This window comes from Ruminiclostridium papyrosolvens C7, from assembly GCF_000421965.1.
GTDB classification, from domain to species: domain Bacteria; phylum Bacillota; class Clostridia; order Acetivibrionales; family DSM-1351; genus Ruminiclostridium; species Ruminiclostridium papyrosolvens_A.
The window spans coordinates 242837-256006 of record NZ_ATAY01000063.1 but is presented as its reverse complement, the minus strand read 5'-3'; the positions used below and the strand labels follow the sequence as shown (position 1 = coordinate 256006).

General features: G+C 39.2%; 15 protein-coding genes. 9 read left to right on the top strand and 6 right to left on the bottom strand.

The window, feature by feature from the left end; translation table 11 throughout:
- The first annotated feature begins 11 nt into the window (after window positions 1-11).
- From kdpB to L323_RS34315, 3 genes are read left to right on the top strand one after another with little or no spacing between them, the layout of a single operon-like run.
- Complete coding sequence (gene kdpB / locus L323_RS34325) at window positions 12-2066, top strand: potassium-transporting ATPase subunit KdpB (protein WP_020816199.1); 2055 nt, start codon at window positions 12-14, stop codon at window positions 2064-2066.
- Window positions 2067-2111: 45 nt separating this feature from the next.
- Window positions 2112-2450: a hypothetical protein gene (locus L323_RS34320; RefSeq protein ID WP_020816198.1), complete on the top strand. Its 339-nt coding sequence runs from the start codon at window positions 2112-2114 to the stop codon at window positions 2448-2450.
- Between the two features lie 34 nt (window positions 2451-2484).
- On the top strand, window positions 2485-3111 hold the full coding sequence (locus tag L323_RS34315; protein ID WP_020816197.1) for a K(+)-transporting ATPase subunit C: 627 nt from the start codon (window positions 2485-2487) through the stop codon (window positions 3109-3111).
- Window positions 3112-3204: 93 nt separating this feature from the next.
- On the opposite strand, the gene L323_RS34310 is transcribed toward L323_RS34315, so the two are convergent.
- The 3 genes from L323_RS34310 to L323_RS34300 are packed head-to-tail and all read right to left on the bottom strand — an operon-like array spanning window position 3205 to window position 5814.
- On the bottom strand, window positions 3205-4194 hold the full coding sequence (locus tag L323_RS34310) for an ABC transporter substrate-binding protein (protein WP_020816196.1): 990 nt from the start codon (window positions 4192-4194) through the stop codon (window positions 3205-3207).
- Between the two features lie 38 nt (window positions 4195-4232).
- Complete coding sequence (locus tag L323_RS34305) at window positions 4233-5051, bottom strand: ABC transporter permease (protein WP_020816195.1); 819 nt, start codon at window positions 5049-5051, stop codon at window positions 4233-4235.
- Entirely contained in the window at window positions 5044-5814 is a 771-nt protein-coding gene (locus tag L323_RS34300) for an ABC transporter ATP-binding protein (RefSeq protein WP_020816194.1), read from the bottom strand. Before L323_RS34300 ends, L323_RS34305 begins: the two co-directional genes overlap by 8 nt.
- 231 nt (window positions 5815-6045) lie before the next feature.
- Here L323_RS34300 and L323_RS34295 point away from each other — a divergent pair, with 231 nt between their 5' ends.
- Window positions 6046-6297, top strand: a complete 252-nt coding sequence (locus tag L323_RS34295) for a hypothetical protein (RefSeq protein WP_020816193.1) — start codon at window positions 6046-6048, stop codon at window positions 6295-6297.
- On the opposite strand, the gene L323_RS34290 is transcribed toward L323_RS34295, so the two are convergent.
- The 3 genes from L323_RS34290 to L323_RS34280 all read right to left on the bottom strand — a co-directional run bounded on the left by L323_RS34290 (window position 6292) and on the right by L323_RS34280 (window position 8601).
- Complete coding sequence (locus L323_RS34290) at window positions 6292-6561, bottom strand: hypothetical protein (protein WP_020816192.1); 270 nt, start codon at window positions 6559-6561, stop codon at window positions 6292-6294. The two genes, L323_RS34295 and L323_RS34290, sit on opposite strands and share 6 nt — an antisense overlap.
- 77 nt (window positions 6562-6638) lie before the next feature.
- Window positions 6639-7535 (bottom strand): polysaccharide deacetylase family protein, encoded by an 897-nt coding sequence (locus L323_RS34285; RefSeq protein ID WP_020816191.1) that lies wholly within the window; start codon window positions 7533-7535, stop codon window positions 6639-6641.
- 28 nt (window positions 7536-7563) lie between these two features.
- Window positions 7564-8601 (bottom strand): M23 family metallopeptidase, encoded by a 1038-nt coding sequence (locus tag L323_RS34280; protein WP_020816190.1) that lies wholly within the window; start codon window positions 8599-8601, stop codon window positions 7564-7566.
- Between the two features lie 231 nt (window positions 8602-8832).
- On the opposite strand from L323_RS34280, the gene L323_RS34275 reads away from it, so the two are divergent.
- The 5 genes from L323_RS34275 to potA all read left to right on the top strand — a co-directional run bounded on the left by L323_RS34275 (window position 8833) and on the right by potA (window position 13168).
- Window positions 8833-9702, top strand: coding sequence for an amino acid ABC transporter substrate-binding protein (locus L323_RS34275; RefSeq protein WP_020816189.1), 870 nt, complete (start codon window positions 8833-8835; stop codon window positions 9700-9702).
- Window positions 9703-9908: 206 nt separating this feature from the next.
- Window positions 9909-10541 (top strand): amino acid ABC transporter permease, encoded by a 633-nt coding sequence (locus L323_RS34270; RefSeq protein ID WP_020816188.1) that lies wholly within the window; start codon window positions 9909-9911, stop codon window positions 10539-10541.
- 29 nt (window positions 10542-10570) lie between these two features.
- Window positions 10571-11332: an amino acid ABC transporter ATP-binding protein gene (locus L323_RS34265; protein ID WP_020816187.1), complete on the top strand. Its 762-nt coding sequence runs from the start codon at window positions 10571-10573 to the stop codon at window positions 11330-11332.
- A gap of 211 nt (window positions 11333-11543) precedes the next feature.
- Window positions 11544-12083, top strand: coding sequence for a helix-turn-helix domain-containing protein (locus L323_RS34260; protein ID WP_020816186.1), 540 nt, complete (start codon window positions 11544-11546; stop codon window positions 12081-12083).
- 38 nt (window positions 12084-12121) lie between these two features.
- Window positions 12122-13168, top strand: a complete 1047-nt coding sequence (gene potA, locus L323_RS34255; protein ID WP_020816185.1) for a spermidine/putrescine ABC transporter ATP-binding protein — start codon at window positions 12122-12124, stop codon at window positions 13166-13168.
- Window positions 13169-13170 lie beyond the last annotated feature (2 nt).

The window sequence follows — 13170 nt, the reverse complement described above, 5'->3', positions numbered from 1 at the left end:
AGGATATTTTCATGAGTGAAGAAAAGAAAACAAAATTATTAACAGGGGATATCTTTAAATCCTCTATTCTCGGAGCATTTAAGAAATTGAATCCACAATACATGATGAGAAATCCCGTTATGTTCGTGGTAGAAATAGGTTTTATTGTAACGTTACTACTCTGTTTTTTCCCGAACCTGTTTGGAGATGAAGGAAACAATCTGCGGTTATACAATGCAATTGTATCGGCAATTCTTTTGATTACTGTGCTTTTTGCTAATTTTGCAGAAGCGGTAGCTGAGGGCCGAGGCAAAGCGCAGGCACAAAGCTTGAAAAAGACACAAAAGGATATGCAGGCCCGTATTCTGAACAGTAATGGCAAGGAAACCATCATAAGTGCAAGTGGATTAAAAAAGGGCGATGTTGTGCTTGTTAAAGCTGGGGAACTAATCCCTAATGACGGAGAGGTAATCGAAGGCATTGCCTCGGTGGATGAATCAGCAATTACCGGTGAATCTGCACCGGTATTAAAAGAAAGCGGCGGAGATTTTGCATCGGTCACAGGTGGAACAACCGTTGCCAGTGACTGGTTGAAAATTCGCATTACATCCAATCCGGGGGAATCTTTTCTGGATAAAATGATTTCTCTTGTGGAAGGTGCAACTCGTAAAAAAACACCCAACGAGCTTGCATTGAATACTTTGCTGGTCAGCCTTACCATCATCTTCTTAATTGTAATTGTCAGTCTCTACCCTATCGCAGCATACAGCGGCGTTCGTTTGCAAATTTCTACAATGGTTGCACTGACTGTTTGCCTGATTCCCACAACCATCGGTGGTCTGCTTTCTGCCATAGGCATAGCCGGTATGGATCGTGTTACACGATTTAACGTCATTGCTATGTCCGGCAAAGCTGTGGAGGTATGCGGTGATGTAGACACCATGATCCTTGACAAAACTGGTACCATCACCTATGGAAACCGTAAGGCCTCGAAATTTATGCCTGTAGGTAATTCAAATGAACAGGAGCTTATGTATTATTCCGTTATCAGTTCACTAAAAGATGATACTCCCGAAGGGAAATCGGTCATAGAACTTGGAGAACGCTTAAGCGGAAAGCATCAAGAGGAAATACTAGGTATGGAATTTCAGGAGTTTACCGCCCAGACACGTATGAGCGGAGTCAATCTTCCCGACGGCACTATGATACGTAAAGGCGCTTCCGATTCTATTCAAAATTATGTACAGGAACATGGTGGCTCTATTCCAAAGGATTTAGAAAGTAAAGTCAATGAAGTTGCCAAATTAGGCGGAACTCCTTTGGTAGTGTGCGTAGGAAATCGGATTTTAGGGGTTATTTATTTAAAGGATACTATTAAAGAGGGATTGGTAGAGCGTTTTGCAAGGCTACGTGCCATAGGAATTAAAACTATTATGTGTACAGGAGATAACCCGCTCACAGCGGCCACCATAGCACAGGAAGCCGGTGTGGACAGCTTCATTGCAGAATGTAAACCGGAGGATAAGATTAAAGCGATTAAAGCCGAGCAGGCAGAGGGAAAGATTGTAGCCATGACAGGAGATGGCACTAACGACGCTCCTGCTCTGGCACAGGCAAATGTGGGTATTGCCATGAACAGTGGTACCTCTGCAGCAAAGGAAGCAGCGAACATGGTGGATTTGGATTCGGACCCTACCAAGATTCTGGATGTAGTAGAAATAGGGAAACAGCTCTTGATTACAAGAGGCTCACTGACAACCTTCAGCATTGCCAATGATATCGCAAAATATTTTGCAATAATCCCCGCAATGTTTATGGCTGTCATTCCACAAATGAGGGTGCTGAACATCATGGCATTGTCCACGCCTTACAGTGCTATTCTTGCTGCTTTGATTTTTAACGCTATTATTATACCGTTGCTGATCCCGCTTGCAATGAAGGGTGTCAAATACAGGCCCATGGGAGCGGAAAAGATGTTGTCCCGCAACATGCTGATTTATGGGCTAGGCGGTGTCATTGTACCCTTTGCTGGGATAAAGTTGATTGATATTGTCATTACTCCGATACTGGCATCTTTGGGGCTTTAGCAGTAATGAAGCGGGAATTGTTTTTACTTGAAGGGAGGTCGTTTTATGGAAAGTTTTTTAGCGAACGTCGGTCTTATTTCCATTGTCATTGTAATTATTTTCGGCTACAAGAAAATACGGGATTACTATTACTTTAACCATTCGGGCTTTTATGAGAATGAAAAGGTCTATAAGGCAGCTGAAGAATTTGTTTATGGAGCATCTTCCAGCGATGTCAAAGCTATTCTGAAGGGTTGTTTTGATTTATCTGAAGAAGATGCCGAGGAAATTCTGTCAAGGTCAGCCTCGCACAAAAATGACAAAGACAGGGGCTATAGTGCATTTATAAAATCTGTAAACAAACTATTAGGAGAAGAAGTCTACAGCGAGAAATGCCGCTGTTGATACTTTGTGTTTAAGAATAGGAGGTTCTGATGTAATGAGTTCATTTTTGAAAGGAATAAAAAAGCCATTTTTGGTGACTATAGCATTGCTTCTGATATGCGGAGTGGTTTATCCACTGTTGCTTACTGGAATAAGCCAGATAATCCTGCCTAAGCAGGCAAATGGCAGCATGATTATTATAAACGGTCAGTCTGTCGGTTCTGAACTTGTGGGTCAGGATTTTTCAGATGCCCGGTTTATGAAAGGCCGTCCTTCTGCTGTGAATTACAACACATATACACAGAAGGATAAAGAGAGCGGCGATTATACTGGAGTTGGCTCCGGTTCAAAAAACTACGCACCGACAAATCCGGATCTTGTCAAACGTGTGGAAGCCGATATTGCTGAGTTCCTGAAAGCAAATACGTCCGTAAAGAAACAGGATATTCCTACGGATTTATTGACGGCATCCGGCTCAGGACTTGACCCGCATATCAGTCCCGCAGCGGCTTCAGTTCAGATACCGGCTCTGGTTAAAACGACTGGTTTATCAAAGGAAACACTGGAGGGCATAGTCGAAGCTAATACAGAAGATAAGTTTCTAGGATTTTTTGGGGAAGAAACTGTCAATGTATTGATGGTTAACCTCGACATTGCCAAGAAACTGGGGCTGCTTAAATAAGCAGCTATAAAACAGGCCCTTTACAAAATCGAAGGAGTATCGCTAGCTACTTTTAGTGTAGTTACGCGGCACTCCCTCAGTTTTATTTAAAACCTACTTAACCGCCTTGTCGGCGTAGGTGTTGACAACCACCTTATCATAGGGAGCTTTCTGCTTGAGTTCACCTGCCTGATTCATTACAGTCTGGAGCAGTTCGAAGGACTCCTTCTTCATAGCGGGTTCCTTGCACCAGGCATCGATTTTCTTGTACCTTTCGGCAACAACCGCCAGAAGCTCAGTATCAGTATCCGGAAAGGACGGTTTTAATACTTCGGCAATTTCTTTGGGAGAATGGGTGTCTACCCAGACTTGGCCTTTGTAAAGAGCATCTGTAAACTTTTGAATTATATCCTTATTTTTTTCAATAAAACTTTTTTTTGCAAAGTAAGCAGTAAAAGGTATCTCGCCGCTTTCCTGCCCTACGGAAGCCAATATATAGCCTTTTCCTTCCTTTTCAAGAGAGGATGCAACAGGTTCGAACAAAGTTACATAATCGTCCTTTCCACCGGTAAATGCGCCGGCCATAAGTGCAAACTGTATACTTGTATCAACATTTACATCGGCTCCGGGAGCAAGCTCGTTTTTATTCAGGACATATTCAAGAGTCATTTCGGGAACTCCGCCTTTTCTTCCACCTATGATATTCTTGCCTTTGAGGTCACTCCACTTGAAACCGGGTTCGGGTTTTCTTCCTACAAGAAAGGAACCGTCCCTTTTGGTTATCTGAGCAAAAACCTGTGCATAGTCTGCTTTACCTTCGTTATATACGTATATACTTGCTTCGGGGCCTGCCAACCCTATGTCGCATTGTCCCGACAATACAGCAGTCATAACCTTGTCGGCACCTTGACCGTTCTGAGGCTCGATATCCAGTCCTGCATCCTTGAAAAAGCCTTTATTTAATGCAACATACTGTGGAGCATAAAAAACTGAATGAGTCACTTCACTTAACTTTACTTTAGTTAAATTATCATTACTGCCGCAGGATGGCAGTAAAAAAATACTACTTGTTAATATAGCTAATAAAATAAATAATTTCTTCATATACAACTCCCCTTTCTTTTATAAAACTTAGATTAGTATCAGATATGTTTCTTTATAAGAACTTTTTGAAGCAGTACAACTGCCTGATACATGATACCTGCGGCAATGCATAGTATAATAACGCTTGCCATAACCAAATCAAGCTTGAAAACCTGCCCGCCATACACTATTAGATAGCCAAGTCCTGATTTGGAAACCAGAAATTCACCTACAATTACTCCTACCCATGAAAGACCAACATTTACTTTCAACGAGTTAATTATCACTGGGAGGTTCGCAGGGAAAACCACTTTTGTAAAAACCTGAAATCTGCTGGCACCAAAGGTTTTAACCAGCTTTATCTGCTCTTCGTCGGTTGCCATGAATCCATTTAGTACTTCCAGAATAGACACCACAATGGATATGGCTAGTGCAATAATGATAATTGAAGTAGTCCCTGCTCCGAACCAAACGATAAAAATAGGCCCAAGAGCTATCTTTGGTAGACTGTTTAGGATTACGAGATAGGGTTCAAGCACCTTTGATAAAAACTCCGACCACCAAAGCACCACGGCAATCAACGTACCCAACACTGTACCCGCTACAAAGCCTACAACGGTTTCCCAGCATGTAATGCCAATGTGGTGGAATAACTGCCCTTCTCTGTAAAGATTGATTATTGTATTAACAATACGGGACGGCTGGCTTGTAATGAAGGAGTCTACAATATTTAACCTTGCAAGTATCTCCCACTGTGCAAAAAACACCACAAGAATCACTATTTGTGTTACAAGGACAGATACTTTTCGTCGCTTTTTGGACTTAAGATACTCAAGTCTTTCCGATGACAAATTCGTTTCTTGTTTATGCTTAAACATGTACATCCAGCTCCTTCCATATTAAATTAAAATAGTGTCTGAATTCGGGAGCTTCACGGCTGTTAAAAGGGGTCCTTACGTCATTGCAGGATAACAATATGTTGTGCTCACTTCTAATAGATGACGGTCTGCCCGTAAGAACAAAAATTCTGTCAGCCATACTAATACTTTCAGCTATGTCATGAGTAACCATAATTGCAGTTTTGTTTTCTTTCTTGATGATATAATATATATCCTCTGTTACTGCCAGTCTGGTCTGGTAATCCAAGGCAGAAAATGCTTCATCCAAAAGAAGTATTTCAGGCCTTAAAGCCAGAGTTCTAATCATAGCGGCACGCTGCCGCATTCCTCCTGACAGCTGGGAGGGATATTTATCTTTGAATTCACTGAGTCCATATGTATCAAGAAGCTTATAAACATACTCCCTGTTTTCAGGTGTAAGGGCTTTTTTAATATCAAGCCCCAGCATGACATTCTCTAGTATAGTACTCCACTCAAAGAGAAAATCCTTTTGAAGCATATAACCCACCTGCTGCAAACATTCACCGCTACGGCCGCCATTTATGACAATATTTCCGCAAGAAGGTTTAACAAGTCCTGCGATGATAGATAATAGCGTTGATTTGCCGCATCCGCTGGGCCCCACAATACAAATAAATTCGCCTTTTGATATATTCATACTGATGTCAGCTATGGCAGGAATTTCGCCATTTGGTGATTGATAATTCATTCCAATGTTTTTAATTTCAACTATATATGACATAATAGACACCTCCCGCCATTTGTATTAATTTATATACAAACTCTTAATACAGTATATAGACATAATGCCGAAATGGTTAAAGATTTATATAAAATAAAAAACGCATAGACCAAGAAAGTCTATGCGTTAAAGGAGAAGTGGATGGCATTAGCTACCAACTGCTAATACACTTAATGTTGCATTCATAATTGATGCTCCCGGCGTTATATCAATTATGGAGTTTGTAGAGAGTTGTACGGAATAAGTGTAGTTGCCGGGTGCCAGCAGGCATCAACAAACTGGAAACTGAAGGATTCTGCCTCCAATACGTCAACAATAGTTGAGAACGTAAAGGAAATAGTTGTCACCGTCTGGCATAAAATTCACTCCTTTAAATATTGCAAAGGTTTACATAATCCTTTGCAATATATAATATTAAATAAAACTACAAAAGGTTACATAATTAGGAGTGAAATATGCCTAAAAAACAGAAAATTTCTATAAATTTTCTGTTTTCTCAAGCCTTTTATTCCTATAGTATAGACAGATATCTGTAGACACCATAACAAGGTTGATTATGTAAAGTATCATAACAATATCTCTTTGATATAAAATCTTGTTTGTTATACCGCACAGGTAGCCGAATATTAGTATGTAAAGGAAGGCAACACTCTTTCCTGCTGTCTTCCTTGATTTATAAGACCTGTATATCTGCGCAGGCCATGCCGCACCGAAACTTAAAAGCATTAGTGCTTCAAAAATACTCATATGTGATTAATCTCCAGATTCTTTTAAATGTGGTCTCTGCCTTGATAATTATACACCACTGGAGAAAAAATGGGTATCTATGGGCAGAATTTTTTAAAGAAACTTTCTGTGGAAACTCCGTGGGGACGATTTTTCCGCTTTAAGCCGTAAAGAATGTCTTTTTTATTTCTGTTAATGATATTAACACCTTCAGAGCAAGATAAAGTTGCCTTAAAGCCCATTTCCTTTAAAATAGGTATTGAATCACTACACATATAACCAAAGGGGTATGTAAAGGTATTTGGCTCTATACCTGCAGATTCCTTAAGTCTTTTCTGAAGGAGTCCTACGTCAGAGTACAAAAGGTTCTTGTAGGCTTCAATGGACTCGCCTCTGTTCTTTTTTGCACCCAATCTCTTTTTACCGTATTTGTGAAGATTATATGTATGATTTTGTATCTCATAGATACCTGAGTCATTCATGTTTTTTATTTGCTCCCATGTCACGTAGGAATACTGTACATTGTTTTCCGGTATTCTGGTGGATGCTTCCGTAAACTCTCCCACAACAGATATAACGGCTTTCATATCGTAGTTTTTGAGAATAGGCGTTGCATATATATAATTATTATAATATCCGTCATCAAAGGTTAACATAACAGGCTTGGATGGAAGTTCTACGTCATTATATACATAGTTTATAAGGTCCGTCATTGTAATAGAGGTATATCCATGATTCTTCAGATATTTAATATCACTTTCCAGTTCTGCAGGAGTAATCACAAATTTGCCCAAATCCTTGGATTTTGGAACTGTCCCATGGTACATTACTATGGGTACTTTAATTCCGTTGTCTTTTCCCAAGCTTTCAAGCGCCTCATCAAAAACGCTGGTTGTAGCAGACAAAATAAGAGCCAAAGGTAGTATCAGAATTAGAATTACGGCAAAAACAAGTAAAATATATTTAATTATTTTTTTATTAAACAATTCATACATATAAAAGCCTCCCAATTTATATAAAATTTTAAAAGTGGTAGTTCATATTCGGTTCGATAATGTCGTAAGTACGATAGAAATCACGGGTTTCTTCGTCCTTTGTAACTGCCGAACGATTCTTTTGAAGAAGGTTTACAATATTGTATACATCAATCCAGATTTCATTATTGCTTTCTTTTTGAGATTCATCAAAAATAAGCTGCATTCCAAAATGAAGATGAGGTGTGGTAATGTTGTTAACATTTTCACGTGTGCTGTAGCCGGTCATTCCAAGGTATCCTATAACATCTCCGGCTTTCACAATCTTACCTTCATAGAGGTCTGCATGAAATGGCCTGTCTTTTCTCAAATGCGCATAATAATAGTATCTTTTCTGGTCAAAGCTGCGGATGCCTATTCTCCAACCTCCATACATATTCCAGCCCATTACCTCCACAATACCGGATTCCACCGCCATAATAGGAGTTCCTATAGAACCCATGAGGTCGTTGCCCAAGTGCTTTCTGGAAAAGCCGAAAGAACGGCTACTGCCAAAATCTTCGTAATGACTAAAGCTGTATCCTTTGGCGATAGGAGAAAAGACTTTTAGACCGTACTTTTTCTGCCAGATTGTCTTTTCACTGTTATCAGGGTCTTTTACCTGAATGTCGTATTCACCGACAAAGTTACCCAGGATAGCGTCGTAAGCCTGATAAAAATAGTTGTAATGCTTCATATTTGCAGTGAGCTGTTCCATAGTCTGCCCCTGATTCAGCTTGTCGGCAAGTTCATCCAAATCCTTTGCTTTATATTTTTTAAAGTTTCCCCCGTATTTGGTAGCAATATATGCCAGCATTTCAACCCAGTGAAGCTGAACAGGTTTCTCATGGGATTTTACATCCATGCTTAGCGCCTTTTCCATTGCTTCATAGGGTACATTATATTCCACCCATTTTATATAGCCCTCGTTACTCACCGATAACACCTGACCTGTGTTATCTCTCAATAATATTGCAGTTGACCCGGCAAGGATACAAACTATTAAACCGAAACACATTATTATTTTAAAGAACTTGGTTCTAGCCAAATAAAGTCACCTCTTAACCGTTTAATGAAAGACAAGTATCTACTATTTAAATTTATGCAGTACAAACCCAACATATCCTATTAATTTATTTACAGTTAATAAAAAAGTAATAAGATTCATTAACTTATTACTTTACTTTATTAAAGTTATGACGTAAAATAATATGTAGAAGAAAGACGAAAATAGAGAGAAAAAAGAAAAACATTATTTTATTTGAAGGGATTGGTTTTTGTGAAAAAAGGTAGGATAATCAAGGCTTTGGCCAGTGCCATGGCATTGACATTTTTAGTTTCAGGGTGCGGGACTCCGGGAGAATCTTCAAAAAGTTCAAGTACAGCTGGTGAAAGCACAGCTTCTTCAAGTACTGCGGCTGTTGAACAGTCATGGGACAAGGTCAAGGAAAAGGGTGAGCTTGTACTGGGCTTGGATGAGAATTTTCCTCCTATGGGATTCAGAGATGAAGACAATAATATAGTAGGGTATGACATAGATCTTGCAAAGGAAGTTGCATCACGTTTGGGTGTAAAGCTTACGATTCAGCCTATTAACTGGGAGTCAAAGGATCAGGAACTGAACACCGGAAACATAGATTGTATCTGGAATGGTTTTTCCATTAACGAGGAAAGAAAGCAAAATATACTTTTTTCAGATCCTTACATGAAAAACAATCAGGTGGTTGTCGTAATGGCTGATTCGAAGTACAATACCTTGGCAGACCTGAAAGGAAAGTCAGTTTCACTTCAGGCACAATCAAGTGCTGCCGATGCATTAGATAAAAATACTGATTTTAAAAGTTCCCTTAAAGATGTAGTAGAACTCAAGGACAACACACTATGTCTTATGGACCTGAAAACAGGCAATACCGATGGCGTTGTCATGGATGAGGTAGTAGCAAGATATCAGATTAAGATGAATAGTGAAAAATACAGGATATTGGATGAATCACTGGCTGCCGAGGAGTATGGAGTTGGTTTCAGAAAAGGTGACGTTCAACTTATGACAAAAGTAAATGATACCCTAAAGGCAATGGCTAAAGACGGCAAGATAACTGAAATATCAAACAAATGGTTTGGTAAGGATATATCTATTATAGTAAAGTAATTATAAAGGCTTACAAGAAAAATTGATTATATGTACAAACTTTAAAGGGCCGATACCTCATATATCGGCCCTTTTTTCAGGTGAATAGTTGCAAAATGGCAGTAAATGATGCAATATAAATGTAGAAAATTGCTCTATTGTAATATAAAATAGATAAGCACGGGTATAGGGCCCGGCTTAGTTAATGACGGAGAGGGGATTTATCAGTGAAGCTGGTATTGTTGTTATTGGAGGGAATGGTAGTTTCTTTGCAAATATTTGCATTAACGCTTATTTTTGCAATACCTTTAGGACTTATTATATCCTTTGGTAGAAGGTCAAAAAACATAATTATTAGCGGAATTACAAGTATTTATATCTCAATAATGAGAGGAACGCCATTAATACTGCAGCTGCTGGTTGTTTATTTTGCACCGTCCTATGTTTTTGAAGCTAAAGTAGGGAGATTTACTGCTGCCGTTATTGCATTTATACTTAATTATGCGGCTTACTTTGCTGAAATATTCAGAGGCGGAATTGAATCTATTCCTAAAGGGCAGTATGAAGCAGGAGAAGTTCTGGGCTTTACGAAACTACAGGTGTTTTTTAAGATTGTTTTGCCTCAGGTTATTAAGAGGGTATTGCCGCCTATCAGCAATGAGGTAATAACCCTTGTTAAGGATACTGCACTTGTAACAGCAATCGGTGTGGAAGAAATGTTCAGAGTTGCCCAAAATGCTTCCAGCAGGGTATCCTCGGTACAGCCTTTGTTTGTTGCCGGAGTCTTCTATTATGTAATGAATCTTATTGTGGCTCAGGCGTTTTCATTTGCAGAGAAAAAGCTTAATTACTATAGATAGGTAAAAAGGGATTTATCCGGAGGAAATGTATGGAAATGATAAAAGCAACAGATATATATAAAAGCTTCGATGGCAACGTCGTACTTTCAGGAATCTCATTTGAGGTTAACAAAGGCGAGGTTGTTGCAGTAATAGGCCCATCGGGGTCTGGGAAGAGTACATTGCTCAGATGTATTAATCTTTTGGAGAAGGTAGATATGGGTTCCATTACCGTTGAGGATGACGTAATGGTTTGTACCAATGCACAAGGTAGAGCTGTCTATGCAGACAAGAAGAAGCTGAGGGAGATACGTTTGAAAATAGGTCTTGTATTTCAGAGCTTCAATCTTTTTCCTCATTATAGTGTTTTGGATAACATTATGACCGCTCCTATAAGCGTTGCGGGGGTGAGCAAGGCAGAGGCCCAAAAAGCAGCCATGGAGTTGCTTATAAAGATGGGACTTGAAGACAAAGCAAATGCATACCCATGTAACCTGTCAGGAGGCCAGTGTCAGAGAGTAGCTATAGCAAGGGCACTTGCACTCAAACCTGATGTTCTTTTTTTTGATGAGCCAACGTCTGCACTTGACCCACAGCTTACAAACGAGGTGCTTAAAGTTATCAGACAGCTTGCAGAAGAACATATGACAATGGTAGTTGTAACCCATGAAATGAATTTTGCACGAGAAGTTGCAGACAGGGTTATTTTTATGGATGGCGGCGTTATTGTAGAAGAAGGGAAGCCGGAGGACATATTTACAAATCCCAAGAAAGAAAGAACAAGAGCATTTATAAGAGGTTTCATCGGATAGAAAGATGTAAATTTGTGTAAAGCAGTTGTACATTCAAAAACGTGCAGCTGCTTTTTTAGTGGATAAAAAGCCATCATTTTAAGTACATGTTGTATATTTATGCAAAAAAACGTTAGATTTTATTGACACTGATAATATAATATGATATACATTTATTTGTTGTTTAATTGAAGTAAACAAAAAGTTTACTTATGCTAAATGAGGAACGTCAATGAAAATCGGTGAAAAAATAAAAGAGCTAAGAGTTAAAAATGGTCTTACACAGGAAGAACTTGCCGGAAGGTGCGAATTGTCAAAAGGCTTTATATCACAGCTGGAGAGGGACTTAACTTCTCCATCAATTGCAACCCTGATGGATATTCTGGAATCACTGGGAACCAATATAAAGGACTTCTTCAATGAATCTGTCAACGAAAAGGTTGTTTTTAAAAAAGATGATGTTTTTACAAAAGAAGATAAGGATTCTGGTTACGTGATACATTGGCTTGTTTCAAATGCCCAGAAGAACGCTATGGAGCCTATTCTTATAAAGCTGGACCCGGAAGGAAGTTCAGAACTTGACAACCCCCACGATGGTGAGGAATTCGGGTATGTTGTCAGCGGAGGTGTAACTGTTTATCTGGGTACACAAAAGTACAAGGTAAAAAAAGGCGAATGTTTCTACTTTAAACCTGTCACAACCCATAAAATAGTTAATTCAGCCAAGAGTCAGTCCGTTATTCTATGGGTATCATCACCGCCTAGTTTTTAAGATGGAAGTTAATCAGTAACAATTGTTGGAGGAAAAGAATGAGCGAAAATCAACAAATTATATTACTACAGGATGTTAAAAAGAGTTTTGATGATAGCCAGGTACTAAATAATATCAATTTATACATACTAAAAAATGAGTTCATTACCTTTCTCGGGCCAAGTGGCTGCGGAAAGACAACGACCCTTAGAATAATAGGCGGGTTTGAAAAGCCTGACAGCGGAGATGTTTTTTTTGAAGGTAAAAGGATAAATGATCTTCCTCCATATCAAAGAAAGGTCAATACAGTTTTTCAAAAATATGCACTTTTTCCTCACATGAATGTATATGAAAATATTGCATTTGGACTGAAAATCAAAAAATTGGACAAAGCCACAATAAACAAGAAAGTTGAAGAAATGCTGGAGCTTGTAAATCTTAAAGGTTTTCAGAAGAGGTCTGTGGATTCCTTGTCAGGGGGACAGCAACAGAGAGTTGCAATCGCAAGGGCCCTTGTAAACCAACCGGAGGTTTTATTACTTGATGAGCCTCTTGGGGCCTTGGATTTAAAACTTCGCAAAGAGATGCAGATAGAGCTGAAAAACATACATAAACAAACAGGTATAACCTTTGTCTACGTTACTCATGATCAGGAAGAAGCCCTTACAATGTCCGACACAATAGTCGTTATGAACGCAGGCAGCATACAGCAGATAGGCACGCCTCAGATGATTTACAACGAGCCTAAGAATGCTTTTGTAGCTGATTTTATAGGTGAGAGCAATATTATAGAAGGCAAGATGATAAAGGATTTTACAGTTGAATTTGCAAACAGAGTCTTTGAGTGTCTTGACAAAGACTTTTCAGAGAATGAAGAAATAGATGCAGTAGTGCGACCGGAAGATATTAAGCTTGTCAGTGAAGATAAAGGAATGATATCAGGAATGGTAAAGTCAGTTACCTTTAAAGGAGTTCATTATGAAATGCTGGTGGAAGGACAGGACTATGTCTGGACAATCCACAGTACTCAGATGGTAGAGGCCGGATCAAGAGTAGGCATGGTAATGAACCCCAATGATATTCATATTATGAAAAGGATGGGCTGATA